Origin of the sequence: Gaoshiqia sediminis (assembly GCF_025907915.1) — a bacterium.
Classification (GTDB): domain Bacteria; phylum Bacteroidota; class Bacteroidia; order Bacteroidales; family Prolixibacteraceae; genus Gaoshiqia; species Gaoshiqia sediminis.
The window spans coordinates 253570-278196 of the sequence record NZ_JAPAAF010000001.1 but is presented as its reverse complement, the minus strand read 5'-3'; the positions used below and the strand labels follow the sequence as shown (position 1 = coordinate 278196).

Genomic DNA, 24627 nt, shown 5'->3' with positions numbered 1-24627 from the left:
TATTTTAAAATGATAAACTAACACCTAAGTTAAACACTCTCAATTGAGGATAGTAATTTGCATCGGTGCGTGTTGAATTTGGATCACTTCCGTCTCCACGCCCCTCCGGATCCATGAAATCAATTTCACTGATTGTAAAAACATTAAATGCATTGGTATATACGCGGAAGTCACTAATGCCAATTTTTGAGGTAAGCCTTTCGGGAAAGGTGTAGCCAAGCTCAAGATTTTTCAAACGTACAAAAGCCGCGCTATACATATTAAACTCACTGAACTGAGCAAAGTTACCTCCTGAACGAGGCATTGTTCCATCAGTATTGTCAATGGTCCAACGATCTTTTGCGCGAATTGCTGCAGCGTTACTTTCTCCTCCCAAACTAGTAATGCCCGGGAAATAGACGGCGTTTCCTTGACCTTGGAAAAAAAGCGTCAGATCAAGGTTTTTGTATTCAAAATTTAAATCCAGTCCAAATACGATCTCAGGTATGGATGATTTATCCATACGATATTGGTCATCATTATTTATGTTGCCATCTCTATTCTTGTCAACATAAATTAAATCACCTGGCTTGGCATTGGCCAAATGAACCGAATTATCAATCTCTTCCTGTGTTTTGTATATGCCAGCTGTTCCCCAGATTAACGGGGCTCCAATCGGACGACCTGTTTGCATCTGATATTCCTCGCCTGCAGGGACTTCATCAAAATACACGTACTTGTTCCGTGCAAAAGAAACATTACCCCTCGCCCTAAAAATCAGATCATTAAATCGATTGTTGTGACTCAACACTAGCTCAAAGCCATGATTCTCAACTTTCCCGATATTTTCGGGCGGGAGCCCTGAATACCCATATGTATCTGAAACACTCAACTGTCTCTGCGCTAAAATACTTGATCTATTCTGTTTAAAGATATCCAGTTCTACTCCAAGCTTCAAATCCCAAAAAGATGCGTCTGCCCCAAAGTTCATTGTTTCCAGTACTTCCCAGGTATAGTTAGAATTAGGCAATACACCAGGATTTAATCCCAGAACATCAATCCCGCCAAAATTATAGGTACGACCGATAGAATATGAACTGAGGTAGGCGTAAGGATCATCAACATCATCATTCCCCAATTCACCGTAGGAAGCACGCAACTTCAAGTAATCTAAGGCAGTCAGGCTTTTCATAAAATCCTCCTCGGATATCCGCCAGCCTACGGAGAACCCGGGAAAGAACCCGTATCGTTTATTCTTGGGAAAGATCGGAGAGCCGTCATAGCGAAAAAGGAATTCTGCCAAGTATTTCTCCTGAAAGTTGTAAGAAGCGCGTCCAAAATAATTATCTCTTCTGGTCAAATAGGAAGAGCCACTTGTACTTTGATCGGCAAGGCCTGATCCGCCAAAGTTGATGTCGGTCAAGCTGGTTGACGGAAAATTTTTCCGAAAAGCGCTTGCGTTATTCCCTTTGTTTTCTGCTCTTTCAGCGCCAAGCATCAAGCTTATATTATGGCGTCCTATCGACTTGACATAGCTTGCTGTAAGATTATATGTTGTTACAAAGGAACGATTGAAATAGTCCCTTACTGCAGGGCTGGCATAATAATTCGATTGCACCTCGATGTAATCATCAGTAATTGGCACATATTCCCAATAACTATATGGTTTCTGAAAAGTTTTCTCAAAATCATGTGTAAAATCATAGCTATAGGAACCATTAAATGACAAACCTTCAATGAAAGGAACCTTATATTCTATAGCCAATGTGGACTGAATTGGCATACTTTCCTGCTTCAGATAGCCAGCCTGATCGCGTAACAATGGATTCTCTCCAAACCGACCCGCAGCAATAAGTCCATTCGGGTATTTAGCAGGAAGTCTTGGGGGGGCAGAAAGGATGTTGACGAAGTTTACCCACGTCCCTGTTGAGGGATAGGTTCTTTTTTCCAAACGTCCTGCAACATTCAGACTCACTTTGAAATTATCAGTGATATTTGCGTCAATGTTCGACCTTAAATTGTACTGTTTGTAGTCTGTGGGATTATTTTTAAAGTGCCCGTCCTGATTCTGCAATCCCAACGACAAAAAATAGCGTATGGTTTTGCTCCCCCCGTTAACCGATAGGTTCATCTTGTTCTGAAGCGTCCAGCTTTTCAATGTTTCTGCAACCCAATCGGTATTCGGATGCATTATTGGATCTGATCCATCTCTAAATTTCTGAATATCTTCTTCGGTATAAGTAGTCGAGCTTGCACCATTCCTGATATCCGCTTCGTTCCTAACTTCAGCATAGGTTGCAGCATCCAATACATCCAACACCCTGGTAGGTTGACTAAAACCTTGGTTATAATTAAAGTTGAAAACCGGCTTCCCAATGTCGCCGCGTTTGGTTTGAACCAAAATCACACCATTGGCTGCCCGGGCGCCATAAATTGCAGCCGAAGCATCTTTAAGCACAGTTATGCTCTCGATGCTTTGCGGGTCGATACGGCCCAATCCTTCAGTTGGTCTGGGCACCCCATCAATTACTAATAATGGTTGCGTATTCCCAAATGTACTTCTGCCCCGAATTAAAATCTGTGAATCATCTCTCCCTGGCTCACCTGAAGTGTTTACGGCAATTACTCCAGGAAGACGGCCTTGTATAGAGTTTGTAACATTAGGAACAGGACTCTTCATCAACTCATCGCCTTTTGTATTAACCACTGACCCTGTGATTGTAATTTTCCGCTGTGTCCCGTATCCAACAGCAACAACCTCATCAAGACCAATTGAAAGTTCTTCAAGAGTAATATTGATTTGCGTTTTCCCAGCGATTCCTATTTCCTGTGTTCTCATCCCAACAAACGAAAACACCAAGGTACCATCTCCCGGGACATTCGGAAGCGAATAGTTCCCATCACCATCAGTAATTGTTCCCTGCGTTGTGCCTTTTATCAATACAGTTACTCCCGGAAGCGGAGCGCCGGAAGAATCGGTGACCTTCCCCCTTATATCGCCCTTTTGCTGGTTCATCTGATTAAGCTTGTCGGCATTAACCTCAATCAGAATATTCCGCTCAACAATTTTGTAACTGATATTTCTTCCCTTAAAAAGTTCATCCAGGATTTCTGAGACGTTTTTATTCTCCATATCCACACTTACCATCTGGGAATCATCGAAAAGATCGCGATTATAAAAGAAATAATAATCCGATTGTTCCTCAATGGAATTGAAGACATCCGCGATCCTGGAGTTCTTCATCTTCAGTGTCAGCTTCGAGTTTTGCGAATAGACGGTTGCTGTAACCGAAACCGAGGCCAATAAAATCAGCAATACACATAACCTCATCATAAGCCATAATTTTTTTAGCCAGAGAACATGAGTTCTCCCTCGTTCAAGTTTTTTTTTCATAAATTTGAATGTTGAATTAATAAAATTGATTACGCTATTCGTAGCTATTGATTTTTGAAGGGGGAATGCTTCGACCTATTCCCTCTTCTTTTTTAAGCCACGTTTCATCCTTTATTCCATACTATTTAGGTTTAATTAGTTTCTTTTCTTTAGCCATACTTCTTTATTTTCGATATAATAATCAACCTGAGCAGTTACCTTAATTTTTTCAAGTGCATCAATCAGGTTGTTGCTGTAACTAAACATCCCCCTGAACCGGTAGCCGGCCATATTCGGGTCCTCAAACCGGAACCGAACTCCATAAATCCGTTCCAGCTCGTTAGCCAAATCGTTTAAGGTTGCATCTTTAAATATGATCTCGCCATTTCGCCACGAAGAGAAAAGCTCCGGATCAACTTGCTGCACCAGCACCTTGCCTTGTGCTTTTTCATAAATAACCCGTTCTCCAGGTTCCATTTTCAACAATTCTTGTCCTTGCCGCTTTAAATCCAGTTCCACACTGCCTTCACTCAAAACAGTTTCAAAAGATTGAGAATCGGAATGGGCTTTTACATTGAACGAAGTACCGGTAACTTTTACATCAGCTAATGGAGTACGGACAAAAAACGTTTTCTGCCGATCTTTGAAAACCTCAAAATAGGCTTCACCGTTCAGGCTTACTTCCCGTGTATCGGAACCAAATCCGGAAGCATCGTAAGTAATGGTCGATCCGGAGTTGATCCAGACTTCTGTGCCATCAGGAAGCTTGCATTTGGCGATATGCCCTGTTGGCGCGGTTATCTCTGTAGTTGTGGATACAAGCAGTACGTCCTCCTGATTTTGTTTCATCAACAAAAGGCTTATTGCCAACGCGATGGGGAATGCCAGAATGGCTGCAAGTTTGTAAATGGATAGAAGGCGTTTGCTGCGCCTTATTTGCCGGAACAAGTTCTTGTTAATTTCGCCCTGTGTTTTGATTTTGTCTTGCTGTATATCGCCCTTGGAAATCCAGCTTTCTGCATGCTGCCAGATTTTTTGGCTTTGAGTATATGCCTCGGTATATTCCTGAGATTGTTTTTTCAGCTCCTTGAGTTCGGCAAGTTCCCCGGGAGTGGCATTTCCGGAGAGGGCTTTACCAATTAGAATATCGATATGGTTTTCGCTCATGTCGTCTTGGGTTAAATCACCCCATAGACGAAATATGGCCAAGTTACCCTGTAATAAAACCTACTTTTTTTTCGAAAAAATACAGAGAAGAAGTTTAACCAATTGAATATCTGACAGTTTTTCACGCATTTTTTTTAACGCAATTCCCATTTGCATTTCAACCGTCTTTACCGAGATATTTAGTTTTTCTGCAATCTGGCTGTACTTTAATCCTTCAAAACGGCACAACACAAACACTTCCCGACACTTTTCGGGCAATTCATTAATCGATTTGTTGATTCTGTCGTTTAGTTCTGCTTCCTCAAGGGCATCACGGAAGGGGGTTTCCAACTGACAATCTCCCACCGCTGATAATTTTACATTTTTCCTGACGGTGCGTAAATAATCAATCGACCGGTTTTTAACTGCGGTATAGAGATATGATTTTACGGAATATTTTAAGGCAATATTTTCACGTTTGGTCCAAAGATCCACAAACACTTCCTGCACCAGCGACCGGGCCAGGTCCATGTCCTCCAAATATTTATTCGAGAAGAAACAAAGAGAAGAATAGTACTCGTCAAACACTTTGCTGAAATTTTCTTCATTCCAGTAGAACGGATCAACTTCGGAACTCGAATTAGTATTTATAGTCTTCTTCAATTTAGGGAGCATTTTGGTTGGCTAAAAATATCGAAATTGGAGGAAATAAAAGTACGCAATGTGAAATAAGAGACATACAAAAAAAGGAGTCAATCATAACTCAAGCTAATTCTGTCAATCACTATATTATCCCAAGTACTCCAAGTATCTTCACTTTCAATTTTTAAATCTTGTTTAATCGGGCTATGATTGGATTTAAAAAAGTACAGGCTTGCTAAGATAGCAAACCTGTACCGAATATTGTTATCGTTATTAATTATAGCCGGGGTTTTGAAAAATTCATACTCCCCTAAAAAATCAGATTACTGATAGGCTGGATTTTGCGGATAATCTCCGGAATCCAGCGCAATCGCACTAAGAGGAATGGGGCGTAAAATTTTATAGTTCCCGTTGGCACCCAGAAAGGGATCAATTCCTGAGTTAAAAAGTGATTTAATATCAGGGTTTCTGACTTTTGTATATTCCATGAGCTTTCCGGTACGTTTCAAGTCGAGCCAGCGGAATCCTTCGCCGACAAGTTCACGGGCGCGTTCTTCCAAAATAAAATCCAAGTCAACCGATGACACCAGCGATGCCCCTGCCCTTTGCCGTACAGTATTGATACGCGCAACTGCATTCGAGGAATTTCCGGCCTGCAAATAGGCTTCAGCGGCAATTAAGTAGGTCTCACCCAAACGTGCCAAGTACAAATCGTGAGTATATTGGACCTCAACTGTACGCACTCTATCAAACTTTCGCAGTGACGGATAATCTTCCTGATTGAGCCCATCCCACCAATGTGGATCGATTGGAGAAATAATGGTATTAGCACGCATCGGTGAGGCAGCCCGCCAGTTTGCTGTGTCTGCCAGCTGAGCAGCTGTCCTGGGATAGTAATAATTGACCGGTGAATTTTCCGGATCCAGGATGTACCCCACATACGGGCTGGTAAGGATATTCAGGAAAGTGCCTTCAAACCGCGTGTCATTATCCTCAAATAACGTGAACAAGTATTCTGTCGGGTGCAGAGCATTCTTCTTATTTACGCCATCGTTACTTCCCTGAATAAGAGGCCCCCAAGGATAATCCCAGTTGTGAGCTCCTCCCTGTTTGGTCGATCCATCAGAATATTGAATAGACCATAGCACTTCTTCGTTGTTATCATTCTCGTAAACAAATAAGTCTTCAAAGTCCAGATTCAATCCTTGTCCACCGATAGCAGCATCTGCCAATTGTGCAGCTGTTGAAAAATCTGTTTGCAATCCAAAAGACTCGTAACCACGTGTAAGATAAACCTTGGCCAGCATGTGTTGGGCTACTCGCTTGTTAACGCGTCCAAATTCAGGCTGAGTAGTTGGTAATACTGTAATAGCTTCTTCCATCTCATCAATAATAAACTGATAGACCTCACTGGCTGGTTCTCGTTCGAAATGTGTAATGGGTTCGCTAACTAGGTCAACCACCATACTAACATCACCGAAATTCTGGACCAACAGGAAATATAAGTATGCCCGAATGAACTTCAGCTCGGCAATGCGAGTCTCCAATTCGGGGAAGTCCTCTGTTTTGTCTGCATAATCCAAGGCCAAATTGTTGATCTGAATACTTTCATACAAATTCTTAAACAGATGTTCAACTTGTCCATTACTTGGCGTTAAAGTTTGGTAAGATGCCAAGCCTAAAGGAACTTCCTGATGGGCACTGAAAAATAAATCCGTCCCGGCACAAAACACATACGGTGTTGGTTCATAAATGTCACGGATAGAGGCATAAGCGGCGTTTACCAAGCTTTCATATCCTTTTTGAGTGCCATAATAATTTTCTGCTGTTGTGTTCCCTAAATTTTCCTCCTCCAGAAAATCAGCGCATCCGGCAAACAGCAAAGCCGCGAAAACAGTGTATATTTTAAGCTTTAGATTTTTCATAACCTTAGAATTTAATGTTTGTACCAATCTGATAAATTGTGTAGGAGGTATTCGTTGCATCTACACCTGACATATCAGCTCCGGCCCACTCCGGGTCAAAACCGTCATATTTTGTGAACACGAACGGATTCAAGGCGTTGAAATACAGGCGCATTTCCGCAAGGCCTAAGCGGGATAATAATTTACGGCTGAAATTATAGCCCAAGGTGATATTCTGTACCCTCACAAATGATGCATCTTTATTGAACCCAGGGAACCCATAATCCTCAGCATCTTCGCCCCAATATTGTCCTTGATAGGCTGGCTGGGGGTAGGTATTCGAGTATCGGGCTTCGGTTATCGGATTCTCCCGGAGATAGTAAGGCACATCCAAAATTACTTTACTGTTGAAATCGGTAAACTCTTCGTGAAACGGGCTAAATTGCAGGATTCCTTGTTTGGTATAAACGGTTGCTGAAAGGTTCCAGTTTTTATACGTCAGGTTGGTGGAGAACGTGCCAATCCATTTAGGGTCGGGAGATCCCAGCACTTTCATGTCTTGGTCAATATCTATGTTCCCATCTCCATTCAGGTCTTTAACTTTCGCAGTTCCTTCAAGTGCCTGCCTGTCTTCTGGTGCTAACTCGTCTCGCTGCCAAACGCCATCAAACACCATTCCATAAACCACATTCACCGGCTGACCAATAAACCAACGGTTTGGCACATCATCTTCTTTTGCCCCATAGAGTTCTACAATTTTATTGGTGTTTTTGGAGAATATAAAGTTGGTTTCCCAAGTGAAGTCTTTTCGCTTAACATTGATAGTCCGTACCTGTAACTCAATTCCTTTGTTGCTAACAGACCCCACGTTATCCATCATAGTTGCCCAACCAGTAGGCATAGCCAGCTTTCGTTCCATCAGCAAATCAAGGGAAAGCCGGTCGTAAACGTTGATTTCTCCGGATATACGGCTATCGAATAGTCCAAAATCAGCCCCCAAGTTCCATTCTCGCGTACGCTCCCAGGTCAGTTCCGAATTCGCCAACGCATTGGGGATAAATCCATTAGCAGTAGTTTCGTCCCAATCATAGTAAGTTTGCCGGTTTAGGGCAGACTGTGTGGTATAAGGATCAATATTGTTGTTTCCGGTATAACCAAAACTCAACCGTAACTTTAAATTATTAATTTGGGAAACCCCGCTTAAAAATGATTCCTCATTCATTCTCCAAGCGATAGCAGCCGATGGGAAATAGGCCCATTTGTTTCCTTCAGCCAATTTTGAGGAACCGTCCCAACGTACTGTAGCTGTAAACAAATATTTATCCCGGAAAGAATAATTAAATCGGTTGGTAAATGAAAGCAGCGTACTTTTACTGAATCCGGTGGTTGCATCGCGTTGCGGGGCACTTTGTACATTATACCACAACGACTGGAATGGAACATCCCTGCCATAGGCAAAAGCAGACTCATAGCGATCGAACTGAGATGACTGAATGAAGTCGTATGAGAACCGGTGCTCTCCGACCTCTTTATTTAGGCTCAGCTGATTGTCCCAAATAAATGAAAGCTTGTTTGTATTCCACATTCTTGCCACAGAAATTGAGCGGGTCGCAAAACGGTCAAAATATTCCCCGTCTCTTCCGAATTTAGCATTGGGAGAAAATGTTGTTTTTAAATTGATCCATTTCGCTGGACTAAAACTCAGGTAGAAATTCGAAATCACATAATATTGTTCAACATTGTATTTTGAGTCGGTTTCCAGATATGCATACGGATTAACATTACTGGAAATCCCGATCATAGGCGATTGAATGGTATTGCCGTCCTTGTCTTTAGCGGGTGCAAAAGCAGGCATCCTGAAAATCTGGCGAGTATAGCCTTGACGGGATACCAGCTCCCGGTCAGAAAAGGCCAGGTTGATATTGGCGCCAACCGAAAACCTGTCGTCAGGCCGTGCATCAACACTCGCTTTAAAATTATACTTTTTATACCACTGCCCTTTTGCATTCCCATCATCGCCCTGATAGCCAAATCCGACAACATAGCTGATATTGTTGTTTCCACCCGAAGCCGAAACAAAATGGTTTTGTTGGATACTGGATTTTAGGAGTTCATCCACCCAATCGGTACCTCTTCGTTCGGTCAGAGCTTCTTCCCAGTAATTCACACCGTCCCTAATCACTGTTGGAAAACTGTAAGTCACCGAAGGGACGATAGGTTTCCCCTGTACCAGATCACGTGTAACCTGTCTGTCTATGTTCCACTTTATACTCTCGTCGTAGCTATTTAAAAAATCGGGCATATTGGAAATTGTGCGTAGCCCAACATAACCGGAATAGGTAATAGATGGCTTTTGTACCTTAATGCCTTCCCCCGAACGAGTAGTAACGATCACGACACCATTTGAACCACGTGATCCATAAATCGCAGTTGACGAGGCGTCTTTCAGAATATCGATTCGCTGAATATCATTTGTGTTCAGGAAATTGATATTATCGGTCATCACTCCGTCAACCACATACAAAGGGGCTGCCCCGGTCAAGGAATTGGCCCCACGGATTTGAATATCAAATTCGCTTCCCACCGACCCAGTTCGCTGACTGATGTTCACACCGGCAGAATTTGCCTGCAAAGCCTTTAGCGGACTTGTAGATCCAACAGACACCAAGTCATCATGTCCAACGGAAGCAACCGCGCCGGTCAGGTCTTTTTTTGCAACACTTCCATAACCAATGGCAACCACCTCTTCCAGTCCGATGGTTTCTTCTTCCAACGCGACATTAATTACTTGGCGACCATTCACCTCAACTTCTTGCGTTTTCATCCCGATAAATGAAAAGACCAAGGTAGCATTTGGTGATACATTAGACATCGAGTAGGTCCCGTTGATATCGGAAATGGTGCCAGTGGTTGAACCTTTAAGGACGATGGTTACCCCCGGAAGCGGCGCTCCCGAAGAATCGGTCACTTTACCGGAAACCGATATTTGCTGCTGAGCCGATTGTAAGTTTGCAGCCGATCCACCCGAAAGGATAATCTGTCGTCCTTCGATCACATAACTTATTCCGGTGTCCTCAAACAAATCATTCAGAAGTTCTTCAATTTTGATGTTTGTCACCTGTACATCCACCTTCCGGCTTACATCAACCATACTCCGGCTGTACAGAAAATAGAAGTCCGTTTGTTCTTCAATGGACTGAAGCACCGTTTCCACGGAAGCATTTTTCACATTCATCGAAATGTTTGTGTTTTGTGCCTGGCTTTTGCCGGCAAAACTGTGGATTACTCCCAGTAAAACAATCAAGCAAGTTAGCTTCATGTACCGTAGCATTTTAGTTATTCGGGAATTCAACACTCCCTGAATAACCGGGTTACACTTTTTTTTCATAAATTTGACTTGTTTTTATTATTGAATAAAGCAATGATAGGCCTGCCGTGAATGTGCAAGATTCCGACAGGCTTTTTTCTATTTCCTCATAAGCTGTATTTTTTGACGAATTTGTCCCTGGATTTTTTCTTCGGTCAGTTGGTAGCGGATCGGCAAGGCTTGTGCAATCAAATTCATACACTGGTCGAGCTTTTCATTTTCCAGCGTACAGGTCAGTTCCAGTTCCTTCAATTGCGGTTCGGTTATGACCATCTCCACATTGTACCAACGGCTCAGCTTTTTGACAGCCAAATCAAGTCTTTCATTCTGAATCATCAATTTACCGTCAATCCACGCTGCTGCGTTGGTGGACTTTACTTCCTTCTTTTCTATGACATTGGTTGTGGCGTCAAACTGCACCTGTTGCCCCGGATCCAGTTCAATATGTCCCGCTTGCCCTTCCAGATGAATTTTGCCTTCCAGCAAGGTGGTCTCAAAAAACTGATCGGCGGAGTAGGCATGCAAATTAAATTGGGTACCGGTCACCACGGTTTTCATCAGCGGATTTTCTACCACAAACGGATGTTGCAGATCGGATTTTACTTCGAAATAGGCTTCACCGTCCACAAATACAGTGCGATTGGATGCGGTAAATTGTTCGGGGTATTTAAAAATTGTGCCGTCATTCAGCCATACCTTAGTCCCGTCGGCCAGTGTCAGACTGGTCCGTGTGCCGGGTTTGGTGTATATTTCGCGCATAACAAGTTCACCCTGAGCTACCCAACCGGTTGGTGAACTGAAATACAGATAAGCGGTGAACAGCAACAACGGGAGGATGAGAATGGCAGCGGCCCGGGCAAACATTTGGTAAATTCGGCCAATCTTTCTTGTTTTGGATGGTGCTGCAAATGAACTTCCGGGCTGAGCATGAATCCGGTAGTGAACCCGGGAAAGCAATTGGTCGAAATCGGGTTTGCTTCCAGATAACTTTATCTGGGAATTCGTCCAAATCTCACCCAACAACTGTCGAACCTGGGTTTCGTTTTTCGGGTCGATCAACCATTCCCGGATTTGCTCCGATCGCAACTGATCGGTTTTCCCTTCGAGGTAATTCTTTATATCATGCTGATTTAATTTCATCCGTCATTTCATTTTCTCCTATACTACGAAATGAAAAGCCGGTTACCCCTATTCGATCGAAAAAAATTTTTAATGAAAAGTGATGAAATAAAAAAGTATGCCCAAAATCCCGGTTTCCCCCAACTTTTCACGCAGGGTTCTCAACGCAGCAGAAATCTGATTTTCAACAGTTTTAACAGAAACACCCAACCTAACGGCTATTTCTTTGTTCGAATATCCCTGTTCCCGGCTCAACTTAAAAATTTCTTTCCTCTTTTCGGGCAAGATCTCGATAACCTGGTTGGTGAGCTCCTGAATATTGTTGAATTCAATCGTGTAATTGGTTTCGTTTGAAGAAAAGGAAGCCACATTTCCCCAAAGCTCCATTTTTCGTTTCTCGGATTTTTCTTTCCGCAGCCAGGAAATGGTTTCGGAATAAGTGATCGAAAAAACAAATGACTTGAAAGAAAGGTGCTCCTCGATCCGAGCCCTTTTTTCCCAGATTTTCAGAAAAACCAGTTGGGTAATTTCCTCAGCAATATAAGGTTCCCTGGTGATACTCAAGGCAAAAGCATACAAACTCTCGGCATATTTTTTAAACAAGGCATTAAAAGCAGAAAAGTCATCCTGCTTCAATAGTTCAACATATTGCCGGTCGTCATTGGTTCGCATATCGCTCTATTCGGACGAGGACAAAGCTAGGAAAATTTGCAGAAATGATTAAAAGCAGTTTAAAATTGAAATTGGGCACTTACTGGCAAACGAAGAGAACATGGCATCCCTGCAGATCGGAAACGCGATACCACAGGGGTAGGGTGAAAAGCTCCTGTTTAATAGTAATGGGGCAAAAAAGATCCCGAAAGCCGACTGCTCCCGGGATCTTTTACAGTATCGTTTTGCTATTCGATCATCGTTGTTTTCCCGGTAACCTGAAAACGACCTGAAACGGTTGTTGTGGTTTCTGCATTGGTACGCCCGTCAAATCCGGGTTGTTCGCCACCCAGAGCGATGGTAAACCACCCGGGTTCGACAACTCGTTGATCTTTTTTATTGATTATTGACAGTTGACGTGGCTTCAGGGTAAAGCTCACCGTTTTGGTTTCGCCTTTCTTCAGGTGGATTCGTTTAAATCCTTCCAACTGACGGATAGGACGCGGTGTGGACGCTTTTTCGTCGGTGAGGTAAAGCTGCACCACTTCATCGCCATCGCGATCGCCGGTGTTGGTCACATCCACCGAAACGGTAACCGGCTCGTTCATCCCTACGTTAGACGAAAGTTTCAGGTTGCTGTAGGCAAAGGTGGTGTAACTTAAACCAAAGCCAAATGGATACAGCGGTTCCTGGCGAAAATAACGATAAGTACGCCCTTCCATGTCATAATTTTCGAAGTCGGGCAACTGCTCAACCGATTTGTAATAGGTTACCGGTAAGCGTCCGGCAGGATTGTAATCGCCAAAAATCACATCGGCAATGGCATTCCCCCCCTGCTGACCGGGATAACCGGCTGTCAGGATGGCCGGAACGTTTTCGGCGGCCCAATTGATGGAAAGCGCACTCCCGTTAATCAGCACCAGCACCACCGGTTTTCCGGTAGCGGCAATGGCCTGCATCAGTTCGGACTGGGTTTTAGGCAGATCCAAACTGGTACGGTCGCCACCCGAAAAACCTTCGACCTCCACTTTCATCTCCTCCCCTTCCAGACGTTCGTTCAGGCCCAGCACAAGCACCACCGCATCGGCTTTCTCTGCGGTTTTTACGGCTTTCTCCAACAGGTTTCCCTGCGGGGTTGACCAAAGCAATTTTGCTGTGGCATCGCCGTAATAGTTCCGGTATTCCACTTCAACCAGATACTTTTCGCCAGCTGTCAAATCGGCCTTTTTCGGGTTGATGGTGCCGTGATGCTCACGATTCCCACCCATCTTGCTCGATTCGTGAAAGGTAACTTTCATATACGGTTTTGCCCAATCGGTAAAATAATAGGTGCCGGTCTTGGGGGCTACCAGGTAACCAGTCCACCGGATGCTGAAATTGCCGGTTTCCAGGCGTGGGTCTGGAGTACCGATGTCCCAAATAAAATCAATATTGTCGTCAATCTGGCTAAACAGCGGCTCGCCTTCGAAATTATTGTTGGCAAAATATTCTCCGCGAATTCCCTGGCGACCGTCCGGCGTTTCCAGACAGATTGAAGGAATCGGCTCCATCGCCGGAATTCCTTCTGCCAAATCGCTTCCTTGGGCATAGAGAACCTTCGTGTTCGGTTCCACTTTGTTTTTAATCCCGTTTAACACCGTCACCGGATTGGTAGGAATACCATTGTAGTTTCCCCACAACGACTGAACGTCGTTGGCATTGGGCCCAATTACGGCAATGCTTTTCAGGTTTTTTGAAAGCGGCAGGGTTTGCCCGGCATTTTTCAGCAACACAATACTCTCGCGGGCAGCTTCGCGGGCCAGCCTGTCGTGGGCCGGGTTATTATTGACAGAATACGGAATCTGCGCATAGGGCACCCGCTCCTCCGGATCGAACATACCCAGTTTGAAACGGGCAAGAAACAGGCGCTTTACAGCTACATCCAACTCGGCCTCATTAATCAGGCCTTTTTCCATAGCTTCGCCCAATGCCGGGTAGGTATCGCCGCAATTCAGATCGCAACCGGCTTTTACAGCCATCGCGGCCGCCGAAGCAGCATCGGGCACAATTTTGTGGTATTTCCAAAAATCGGAAATGGCCCCGCAATCAGAAACGATGTAGCCATCAAACTTCCATTTATTACGAAGAATGTCGAACAGTTCGGTGCTGGCACAGGCCGGTTCGCCACGGAACCGGTTGTAGGCGCCCATTACGGAATAAGCTCCGCCTTCGACCACCAGCGTGCGGAAGGCTGGTAGGTAGGTTTCGTGCAGGTCGCGCTCGCTGACATCTACGTCAAACTCGTGCCGCAAAGGTTCCGGCCCGGAATGCACGGCATAGTGCTTGGCAGTGGCCACCAGTTTCAGGTAGTCCGAATCGCCGCCCTGCAGGCCCAACACAAATTCTTTTCCCAACTGACCGGTCAGGAATGGATCTTCGCCATACGTTTCGTGGCCGCGCCCCCAGCGCGGGTCGCGGAAAATATTGATGTTGGGCGACCAGAAGGTCAACCCCTGGTAGATGCCCCGCTCGCCGCGACGTACAAAATCGTGGTGTTTGGCGCGGGCTTCATCGGAAATTACAGTAGCTACACGGTTTACCAGCTCCGCATTCCAGGAAGCTGCAATCGAAATTGACTGTGGAAAGACCGTGGCATAACCGGCACGTGCAACCCCGTGCAAACATTCGTTCCACCAATTATATTTGGGGATAGCCAACCGATCGATGGCCGGAGAATTATACACTGTTTGAGCGATCTTTTCCTCAACGGTCAGCCGCGAAACCAAATCATCCACACGCTGCTCAACCGGAAGGTCCGGGTTTTGGAAAGGATATTTATATTGGGCCCGTGTCTTGAGCCCCATAGCTGCCACGAAGGCAAAAATCAAAAATAGGTTTTTCATACTTGCTGGTTTTGTCTGTTCTGTTCTGGTATGCAAATATACGTGATTTTCAAGATTTCTACCAAAAAAAAGTGAAGAGCTATAAATCAACTCTCCACTTTAAAAATTAACTGTGATGCTTGTTTACACTTCTATTTCTTCTTTGAAAAAGAATATGGAAAATCCGTGTCCTTCGTCCCTCTGTCTTTATCAGGCTCCGCTCCCATTTCAAAACGGATGGTGGCTCCTTTCATCAAATCGTCATACTTCAGGAAATTTTTGCTGTATGCTTTCCCGTTCAGTCGGATGTCCTGCACATAACGATTGGCGGCATTGTTGCCCGGGGCATCTATCTCAACTTTTTGGCCATTTTCCAGCGTTACGGTAATCTTCTTAAACAGTGGGGCGCCAATCACATATTCGTCGGTGGCAGGGGCTACCGGATAGAAGCCCATGGCGCTGAAAACGTACCAAGCCGAGGTTTGGCCATTGTCTTCATCGCCGCAATAACCATCGGCCTGCGGGGTGTACATGCGGTCCATCACCTCGCGCACCCAGTGCTGGGTTTTCCAGGGCTCACCGGCATAATTGTACAGGTAAATCATATGCTGAATGGGTTGGTTGCCGTGCGCATAATTACCCATATTCATGATTTGCATCTCGCGGATTTCGTGGATCACTCCGCCGTAATACGAGTCGTCGAAGATTGGCGGAACCACGAAAACGGAGTCCAGCATGGTCACAAATTCTTTTCTACCTCCCATCAAATCAATCAAACCCTGCACATCGTGGAAGACCGACCAGGTGTAGTGCCAGCTGTTCCCTTCGGTGAAGGCATCGCCCCATTTAAACGGGCTGAAGGGCGACTGGAACGTGCCGTCTTCATTTCGGCCGCGCATCAGCTTGCTTTCGCTGTCGAACACGTTTTTATAGTTCATCGCCCGTTTGGCAAAAACCGAAATTTCTTTTTCCGGTTTACCCAGCGCCTTGCCAAGCTGGTAAATACAAAAATCGGCAAAGGCATATTCGAGTGTGCGGGCCACGTTTTCGTTCACCTTCACATCATAAGGCACATAGCCCAGTTTGTTGTAGTAATCCACCCCAAAGCGGCCCACCGAATGCAGCGGCCCTTCATTTTCGGAGTTTTTCACCAGGGCCTTCCACAAGGTTTCAATGTCGTAGCCACGGCGCCCTTTCAGCCAGGCATCGGCAATCAGCGTGGCCGAGTTGGAGCCGATCATGCAGTCGCGGTGACCGGGGCTGGCCCATTCCGGCAGCCAGCCGCTTTCCTGATAGGTATTCACCAAACCTTCCTGAATTTTTTCGTTCAGCGAAGGGTACATCAGGTTGAAAAACGGGAACACGGCACGGAAGGTGTCCCAAAAACCATTGTCGGTAAACATATATCCCGGCAACACTTCGCCGTTATAAGGGCTGTAATGGACCACGTTCCCGTCGGCATCATACTCGTAAAACTTGCGCGGAAAAAGCAGCACCCGGTACAGGCACGAATAAAACGTTTTGATCTGGTCGTCGGTTCCGCCTTCCACGGCAATGCGAGAAAGCTCTTCATTCCACACAGATTCTCCTTTGGCCATTACCTCATCAAACGAATCACGGCCCATTTCCTTCACGTTACGCTCGGCCTGTTCATGACTAATAAACGAGGATGCCACCCGTGCGTGGATTTGCTCTCCTTTTTTTGTTTTAAACTGAATGGCCGCGCCAACGTGGTTGTCCTGAAGCTCGGTTTTGCCGTCAACCACCTGGCCGGCACTCCACACATCGCTTTTCGCAAAAGGCTTGTCGAAAACCACCACAAAGTAGTTTTTAAAATTGTCGGGCACTCCCCCGCTGTTGCGCGTGGTGTAGCCGATAATTTTGTTTTCGGAAGGAATGATTTTCACATACGAGCCCCGGTCAAAAGCATCGACCAGCACATACGACTTGTCATTTTCGGGGAAAGTGAAGCGGAACATGGCCGCACGTTCGGTCGGGGTAATTTCGGTGGTCACATCGTAATCGGCCAGGTAAACTTTGTAGTAATGCGGTTTGGCTGTTTCGGCCTTATGCGAAAACCAGCTGGCGCGCTCCTCGCCCTTGATCTTCAGATCGCCGGTCAGCGGGAAAAGCGAAAACTGGCCATAGTCGTTGATCCACGGGCTGGGCTGATGGGTTTGCTTGAAGCCCTGGATTTTATTGGCATCGTAGCCATACACCCATCCATCACCCATTTTGTTGGTCTGCGGGGTCCAGAAGTTCATCCCCCAGGGCCGGGCAATGGCCGGATACGTATTCCCGGCGGAGAGTTTGAACTCGGAGTCGGTGCCCATCAGGGTGTTCACGTAATCGACCGGCTGAAGTGGCTGCGCTTGCAAACTGGTTAAAGCAATGCAAAAAAGAAGTACAAATAGGAAGTCTAATTTTCTACTCATGGTTGTTCGTCGATATGGTTTAAATTCAATACATTTCACACTAATCATCAGAAATTCAAAAACAACATTCCCTTCATAGCGATGAGTTTCCTTCCCTGAAAGGAAGATTCAATATATACAAAGTTCTGTTTTCCTTCATCTGCTTGATTCATTCTGCACGTTCAAAAAATTGTCAGCACATCGTATGGAAAAGATCATTTACACATAAACCTATACAACCAACAGATGGGAAACTCACACAAAGAGGAAAACTTTACCGCAATACCAAACGAGAAAGTCATCATTCATGCTTTTCTGTCATTAATAAAAACAGGATAAAGCCCGAAAGTTTCAATACTCCCGGGCTTTCGAATTATCTAATTGGTTTAGGATTATTCATAGTTTGGATTTTGAACCAGCGACGGATTCCGTTGCATTTCGTTATCCGAAATCGGCCATACCAAATGCTTCTCCTGGAATGTTTGTCCCCAAGGATTTGTTGACCCGACCACATCAACAAATGCAACAACTCCCGGGTTAGCATCGTTTGTAACCGGATATTTCCGGGTACGCTGAATATCTTCCCAAGTACGGAAATCATACACAAGTTCCCTCATCCTTTCGATCCAAACCTGCTGAATGAAGTCATCTTTAGACAAACTGCTCAGTGAAGCTTCAATTTCTGTACGTGGCGTTGTGGTGTAAGCTCTCACGCGAACGTCTGCCAGATATTTAATTGCCTCAGTTGTCACCCCTTCAGACTGAGCAATTGCTTCGGCTGCAATCAACAAAAGTTCGGCATAACGGTATATGGTAAAGTCTTTCCCGCACTGGCCAGTATTAAGCGCTGCATCTTCGTCATACCAGACCCATGCACCCGGAGTTTTATCATCAGCAAATACCTGAGTGACCTGCTGACCATCCTTTTCGTAAGTATATGAGTACTGAAAAAACTGCTGATGCTGAGCACGTAAGTCTTTGGCTTTATCATACACATTCATATATTGCTTAACCGGGCGATAGGCATTGTTGGTAATAGAATACTTCAGTACCCCCCAAGTAGAAGCCACATTCGGCAGGCTGGTCTGTACCCTGCCGTTGTTCGTAGCAATACTTGATTCGAACTCGTATGTGTAAATATATTCCGCGTTGTTGTCCTGTGTACGAATCATGTTGTATGCACTCCCAAGTGCATGATCGGTATGGGTCAGCAGGGAATGTCTCCCTCGGGCAATCACGTTTCTGGCAGCAGTTGCTGCATCGGCATAATTATTGGCCAAAACCGGGTAACCGCTCATCACCAAATAAACATGAGCAAGAACTGTTTCTGCCGTATTTTTAGTAATACGATGCCCGTTGTCGGTGAATGCAACATCAGGTAATGCGGTAATCGCATCTTTCAGGTCTACAATAATCTGTGCATACACCACCGAAGCCGATTCACGGGCTACATACAAATCACTCAGCGATTCATACGGTTCCAGAATTAAGGGTACATCACCAAAAAATTTCACCAGATAAAAATAATTGAACGCCCTGAAGAATTTGGCCTCTGCCAATAGGGTAGCTTTGGCTGATTCATCTAAATCCGGTGTAGAAGGAATGTATTTTATTGCAGTGTTAGCCCTTGAAATTGCTCCGTAAGCACCATCCCATACGCCATCCATCGATCCGGCAATATTCTTGCTGGTGATTGATAATTTCTGGCTGTAGTCGGCAATCACTTCCTGTCCTTTATATTCATTATCGAAAAAACCGGAAAGGTAACCGCCGTGCGATGCTGTTTGAGGCATATAAACACCTCCGTTAGCGTAAAAGGAAGGTGCGCCTGTCCGGTACAGGGCATTCACGGCGCTGGTTGCATGGGCCGGAGCCGAAAAATTTTGATCCGTACTCATTTCACTTTTGGGCTCTTCATCCAAAAAATCGTTACACGACAGTAGAAATCCGAGTATAACAGTACAAATTAATCCAAATACTATTTTTTTCATTTCCATTAGATTCAAAGGTTATTAAAATGTAACATTCACTCCGAGAGTGTAGGTTCTTGGTTTTGGATACTGGTAAAAGAACATATTCTGCCCCCACTGATTGTCACCCTGGGAAGTACCTTCAGGATCATATCCCTGAAAATCTTTTGAATGTATGACAAAGGCATTATTCACACTTGCATAAATCCGAAGAGCGGCAAGCTTCATCCTGCGCATAGATTTTGTATCAACAGTATATCCAAGCTGAATCACGTTACCACGCAGATATGAACCATCTGAAACCCAATGTGAATCCACTTCTGAACTTTGTCCGGAAAGGTTAGCATTTCTCACTGCTTGGACCATTGTATTGGGATTACTCCCGTTGTATCCTTCATGCAATATAGAGGCTAAGCCACTTGTATAACCAAAACGGTCTTCAGCTGAATGATAAAACTGTTGCAAAATTTCAACTCCGGTCACAAACTGCAAGTCAACTGTAAAATCCAAATTTTTATAATTAAAGGTATTAATGAAGCTACCTGTTAGATCAGGAATACCTTTGCCTAAAATTTTCTTTTCAGCTGAACGTTTTGCCTGACCAACTTTTGCACCGGCAGCCTCTGCTTCTGCTCTTTCTTCCACAGTCCACACACCTAAACGCTCATAACCCCAGAATGAACTTAGAGATTCGCCTACCCTAAGTATCGTTTGGCTACCGGAAACCCAGTTTGGACCAGGCAAAATGTCTTCGTCATTTTCCCCCAGTTTCTTGATTTCATTTTTGTTAAAATTCAAATTCAGGGTGGTACTCCACATGAAATCTTTTGTTTTTACGTTCACCGTATTCATCATGAAATCAACACCATAATTGGCTACTTCACCAATATTATCAATCACTGAACTAAAACCTGTACTATGAGGCACCGGGCTATCCAACAATAAATCTGTGGTCAATTTATAGTAATAGGAGGCATCAAAATTTAACCGGTTACCAAACATGTTCAGATTGAACCCAACATCGAACTGATTCGTTTTCTCCCATTTCAAATCTGGATTGGCTAAACGGGCAGCATAGGAAATGGATTGTCTCGCTCCATCAATCAAATAGGTACCTGAAGCTACAGTTGCCAATGACCTGTATGCAGCAATTTCGCTGTTCCCGGTTACACCATAACTGGCATGTAACTTAAGCTGATCGATCGCAGAGACATTAGACATAAAGTCTTCATTCGAGATTAACCAGCCCAAACCAAGAGATGGAAAAAATGCATATTTATTGTTTTTACCAAACTTGGAAGAACCATCCATCCGAGCTGTTACTGTTGCCATATACTTGTCATTATAAGTATATGCTCCCCTAACAAAATAAGAATTCATCGCCCAGCGGTTATAGGTAGAAGACGGTGCCCCGGGGTTAGTAGCCGCTCCTAGATTATTGTAAGTAAAAAAATTATCCTTAAACCCTGAGGCCGAAACACTCATATAATTGTAAGTCCGCTCCTGCCATGAAAGACCTGCTACAGCGTTAATCCGGTGTTTGTCGATAACTTTGTTGAAAGTAAGGTAAGTTTCTTCCTGCCAGTAAAACTGCTGTGTATCACTCATAAACGCATAACCATTCGGTGCAGAAATATTGATCAAATCGTTTGGTGAATATTCTCTCCACTTACGGAGGTGGGCGTCTACGCCAAATTGCGTTCTCAAATCCAAGCCCGGAAGCAGATGGAATGTAAGTGAAGTATTCCCAAAGATTTGTGTCCGGTAACGCATACGTTCCTGTGTTTCCAGCAAGTGGACAGGGTTAGCCATTGCTTCAAAACTGAAGTCATCGGTTGACTGAGAATTTACCCAACTCCCATCAGTCCATTTTACTGGAAATATAGCTGGCATTTCGATCATAGTACGACGTGCAACCTGACTGCCCCCACCTTCATCGGTATCATTTTGCCAGGAATGATTCACTAAAAGATTAACACCCGTTGATAACCATTTCAAAGGTTTGGCATCATAAGTCAATTTGGTATTTACACGTTTCATAAAAGTATTTAACATCACGCCTTGCAAGTCAGTATAGTTTAGAAAAGCTCCAACTGATGAATTTTTTCCTCCCTGCTGCACACTCAACTGATGGCTGTGAGACATGGCAGTGCGAGTTGCTTCATCCTGCCAATCTGTATCATACAATGGATTTCCGCTTGAATCAAAAAGATTTGGATCACTTACATTAAATGTTCTAGTACCACCATACCACTTTTGATCATTCTCAAAACTGACTTCCATGGCCTCCATGAATTCATCGGCACTCATCAAGTCCATCTTACTGGCTTTGTGGCTAATGCTTACATATCCATTGTAACTTACAGAAATCCCTTCCTTTTCCAAACCACGCTTGGTGGTAACCATTATCACACCATTTGCACCACGGGCACCATAAATAGCCGTTGCAGATGCATCCTTCAAAACGTCTATGCGCTCAATGTCATTCGGATTTAAAAACTGAAAATCTTCCATCACCACGCCATCAACTACATACAAGGGATTAGACGATGAATTTATGGTTCCAATTCCACGGATCATAACACGAGTCGGGCCACCTGGTTGGCCAGAGTTGGTAAATATATTCACGCCGGAAACCTTACCTTTCAAACCGGCAAGTGCATTAAAAGGAGCAGCTCTCAATATATCATCCGCTGTTGCTATAGAAATGGACCCAGTTGCATCTGATTTTTTCTGGGTACCATAGCCTATTGCCACAACTTCGTCAATGCCAATTGTTTCTTCGTGCAATACAACATTAATATCAGACTTTCCGGAAACAGATAATTCCTGTGTCCTCATTCCTACAAATGAAAATAACAAATAACCATCTGCAGGTACATTAGGAATCGAAAAATTTCCATCAATATCCGTTACTGTACCGCTGTTTGTTCCCCTAACGATAACAGTAACGCCCGGCAAGGGCTGGTTATTTATATCAGTCACTTTCCCCTTAATCACTTTTTCCTGCTGCAATTCAACTTTTTCAGCAGTCAGGAGAATCAGGTTGTCTTCCATAATCTTGAAAGAAATGCCGCGATCCTGGAACAAGGTTGTCAAAATTTCATCAACACTCTTTTCTGTTGCCTGCACATTCACTTTGCGCTCAACATCCACTTGTTCCCGCTGGTAAAAAAACCGGTATTTCGATGTTTCTTCGATCTCACGGAGCACTTCCGAAATCCTTTTCCCCTGAATATCAAGAGTTAGTTTAGTTGTTTGCGAATATACCGACGCAGAAACCTGCATCAGGCACACAAAAAAAATCAATAAGGTTAGCTTCATTTTTAAAAACAGCTTTTGTTTTAGCCTACGCCCATCGGGGAAGGTTAATTCATTTTTTTTCATAAATTTGGATTGTTGTTGATTAATAATTAATTGGTGTGACAGCACCAGGTTATTAACTTCTGGCCGGATAGATGTGACAGCATCATCCGGCTTTTTGTTTCCATTGTTTCGTTTTTTTACATAGGCGATTTTTTATGTTTATTTTTTCAGAATACGCACTACCTGATCTTCAATCACATAATCGATCGGAAGAGTTTTCTGTAAAATAGTTAACACTTCTATGATTGTTTCATTCTTAATCGTTCCGTCGTAATGGTAATTCAGGATACTTTCATCAGCAACCACAATGTCAACCCCGTATTTGCGCTCCAGCAGGGTAATCAGCTCCCCTAAATTCATATTGATAAATATCAGACTGTTGTCTTTCCACGACGAATAAATCTCCGGTTTTACCCGGTTGAGGTGTAATGATTTATTTTGCTTATGATACACCAGCTGCTCGCCCGGTTCCAGCTTTATACTTTTTTCAATTTTGAAGTTCCGGGTCGATTCAATTTGTACCGATCCTTCTTCGAGGGTTGTGATTATTTCATGATCGTCGGGATAAGACTTGACATTAAATTCTGTTCCGGTAACTTTAACATCATAAAAATCGGTATGCACAATAAACGGTCGGTCGGTTGATTTCGTAACATCAAACCAAGCTTCACCCGTCAGATAAACCTCCCGGATAGTAGAATTACCAATCGACGGGTATTTTATCTCAGACCCGGCATTCAGGTATATAATAGTACCATCAGGCAAAATCGTTTCGGCTACCGATCCTCTCGGTGCTTTCGCTGTGTACCAATTTAAATCCTGTATTTTGGGGTTTTTAATATCAATCAGATTGCCAAGCAGCATGCCAATTACCAGGATGGCTGCTGCCCAATAGATATACTGTTTTTTAAATCCAACCGATTTTACTTGCTGGCGTAATTCAATCTTCCTCCAAATCTTATTGAAGTCTCCCATCCGACCGTCATTCAACTCACCTTCAACAAATTCACTCAGACTACCATAAAGCGATTTTTTGACGATGAATTCCTTGTCCGGATCATTAAAGACGGAAAGAATTCTTAATCTTTCTCTTTCCGAGGTCGTTTCCTTTTCTAATTTCTTGAGAGCATTTTCAATATTTTCGCCCATCCCTGCTATTATTTTTACGACTAATACGAACTGGTCATTTCAAATACTCACGGATAAGAGAAAATTTTACGTTTTCAGCAAAAAAGATAGAAAACCAATGTTGCCAAGGTGGAATCTAATACGAGATTTTGTTTCAAAAAAGCGGTCGCACGGTAAAGCTGGTTTTCTACGGTTCTCTTTGACAGGCTTAATTTGGCGGCAATTTCGTCATTCGATAAACCTTGCTCCTTACTCAGCTTAAATATTTGTCTTCGTTGCTCGGGCATTTGCAGCACCAACCCTTCAATTTGGGAAACCATATCCTGGAAAACCACCTCCTGCCAGGTTTCATCTGAAAATGATTTTGTGCTGGCGCTATAATCAGAGAAAGCCCTCTCTACATTTTTTCGGCGGATAAAATCGTAAATTGAATTGACAGCTATTTTGTAAATGAATGAGCGGATATTTGCTGTTTCGTCCAGGGTTTCCCGTTTGTCCCATATCTTCAAAAATACATCTTGTACTAGCTCTTCGGCATCGTGTTCCGATTTCAAATAGCTATACGAAAAAGCATGAATCTTCACTCCGTATTTTTCATAAAGCAAACGAAATCCTTCTTTCGATCCTAAACGGACCGACCTGGCGAGCTCCTGGTCGTCTATTTCAGAGGCTTTTTTCAAACTAGTCAGTTTTAGGTTTCGCCAAAG

The 24627-nt window shown here is 44.0% G+C and carries 13 protein-coding genes; all 13 read right to left on the bottom strand.

Annotated features, from left to right (window positions below; all coding sequences use genetic code 11):
* Window positions 1-4 precede the first annotated feature (4 nt).
* Window positions 5-3373 carry a TonB-dependent receptor gene (locus tag N2K84_RS01170; protein WP_282589923.1) on the bottom strand — a complete coding sequence of 1123 codons (3369 nt, stop codon included), beginning with the start codon at window positions 3371-3373 and terminating at the stop codon, window positions 5-7.
* Between the two features lie 135 nt (window positions 3374-3508).
* Window positions 3509-4519: a FecR family protein gene (locus N2K84_RS01165; protein WP_282589922.1), complete on the bottom strand. Its 1011-nt coding sequence runs from the start codon at window positions 4517-4519 to the stop codon at window positions 3509-3511.
* 60 nt (window positions 4520-4579) lie between these two features.
* Window positions 4580-5161 carry an RNA polymerase sigma-70 factor gene (locus N2K84_RS01160; protein ID WP_282589921.1) on the bottom strand — a complete coding sequence of 194 codons (582 nt, stop codon included), beginning with the start codon at window positions 5159-5161 and terminating at the stop codon, window positions 4580-4582.
* A gap of 302 nt (window positions 5162-5463) precedes the next feature.
* Window positions 5464-7065, bottom strand: coding sequence for a RagB/SusD family nutrient uptake outer membrane protein (locus N2K84_RS01155; protein ID WP_282589920.1), 1602 nt, complete (start codon window positions 7063-7065; stop codon window positions 5464-5466).
* A gap of 4 nt (window positions 7066-7069) precedes the next feature.
* The gene (locus N2K84_RS01150; protein WP_282589919.1) at window positions 7070-10363 is read right to left on the bottom strand and encodes a TonB-dependent receptor; all 3294 of its coding nucleotides are present in this window, start codon (window positions 10361-10363) and stop codon (window positions 7070-7072) included.
* 147 nt (window positions 10364-10510) lie between these two features.
* Window positions 10511-11551 carry a FecR family protein gene (locus N2K84_RS01145; RefSeq protein WP_282589918.1) on the bottom strand — a complete coding sequence of 347 codons (1041 nt, stop codon included), beginning with the start codon at window positions 11549-11551 and terminating at the stop codon, window positions 10511-10513.
* Between the two features lie 69 nt (window positions 11552-11620).
* Window positions 11621-12202 (bottom strand): RNA polymerase sigma-70 factor, encoded by a 582-nt coding sequence (locus N2K84_RS01140; RefSeq protein ID WP_282589917.1) that lies wholly within the window; start codon window positions 12200-12202, stop codon window positions 11621-11623.
* A 227-nt stretch (window positions 12203-12429) separates the two neighbouring features.
* Window positions 12430-15063 carry a glycoside hydrolase family 3 C-terminal domain-containing protein gene (locus N2K84_RS01135; protein ID WP_282589916.1) on the bottom strand — a complete coding sequence of 878 codons (2634 nt, stop codon included), beginning with the start codon at window positions 15061-15063 and terminating at the stop codon, window positions 12430-12432.
* A 131-nt stretch (window positions 15064-15194) separates the two neighbouring features.
* The gene (locus N2K84_RS01130) at window positions 15195-17477 is read right to left on the bottom strand and encodes a GH92 family glycosyl hydrolase (RefSeq protein ID WP_282589915.1); all 2283 of its coding nucleotides are present in this window, start codon (window positions 17475-17477) and stop codon (window positions 15195-15197) included.
* Between the two features lie 371 nt (window positions 17478-17848).
* Window positions 17849-19447 carry a RagB/SusD family nutrient uptake outer membrane protein gene (locus tag N2K84_RS01125; RefSeq protein ID WP_282589914.1) on the bottom strand — a complete coding sequence of 533 codons (1599 nt, stop codon included), beginning with the start codon at window positions 19445-19447 and terminating at the stop codon, window positions 17849-17851.
* Window positions 19448-19468: 21 nt separating this feature from the next.
* Window positions 19469-22813 carry a TonB-dependent receptor gene (locus N2K84_RS01120; RefSeq protein ID WP_282589913.1) on the bottom strand — a complete coding sequence of 1115 codons (3345 nt, stop codon included), beginning with the start codon at window positions 22811-22813 and terminating at the stop codon, window positions 19469-19471.
* A gap of 138 nt (window positions 22814-22951) precedes the next feature.
* Window positions 22952-23941: a FecR family protein gene (locus N2K84_RS01115; protein ID WP_282589912.1), complete on the bottom strand. Its 990-nt coding sequence runs from the start codon at window positions 23939-23941 to the stop codon at window positions 22952-22954.
* Window positions 23942-24015: 74 nt separating this feature from the next.
* Complete coding sequence (locus N2K84_RS01110; protein WP_282589911.1) at window positions 24016-24600, bottom strand: RNA polymerase sigma-70 factor; 585 nt, start codon at window positions 24598-24600, stop codon at window positions 24016-24018.
* Window positions 24601-24627: the final 27 nt, after the last annotated feature.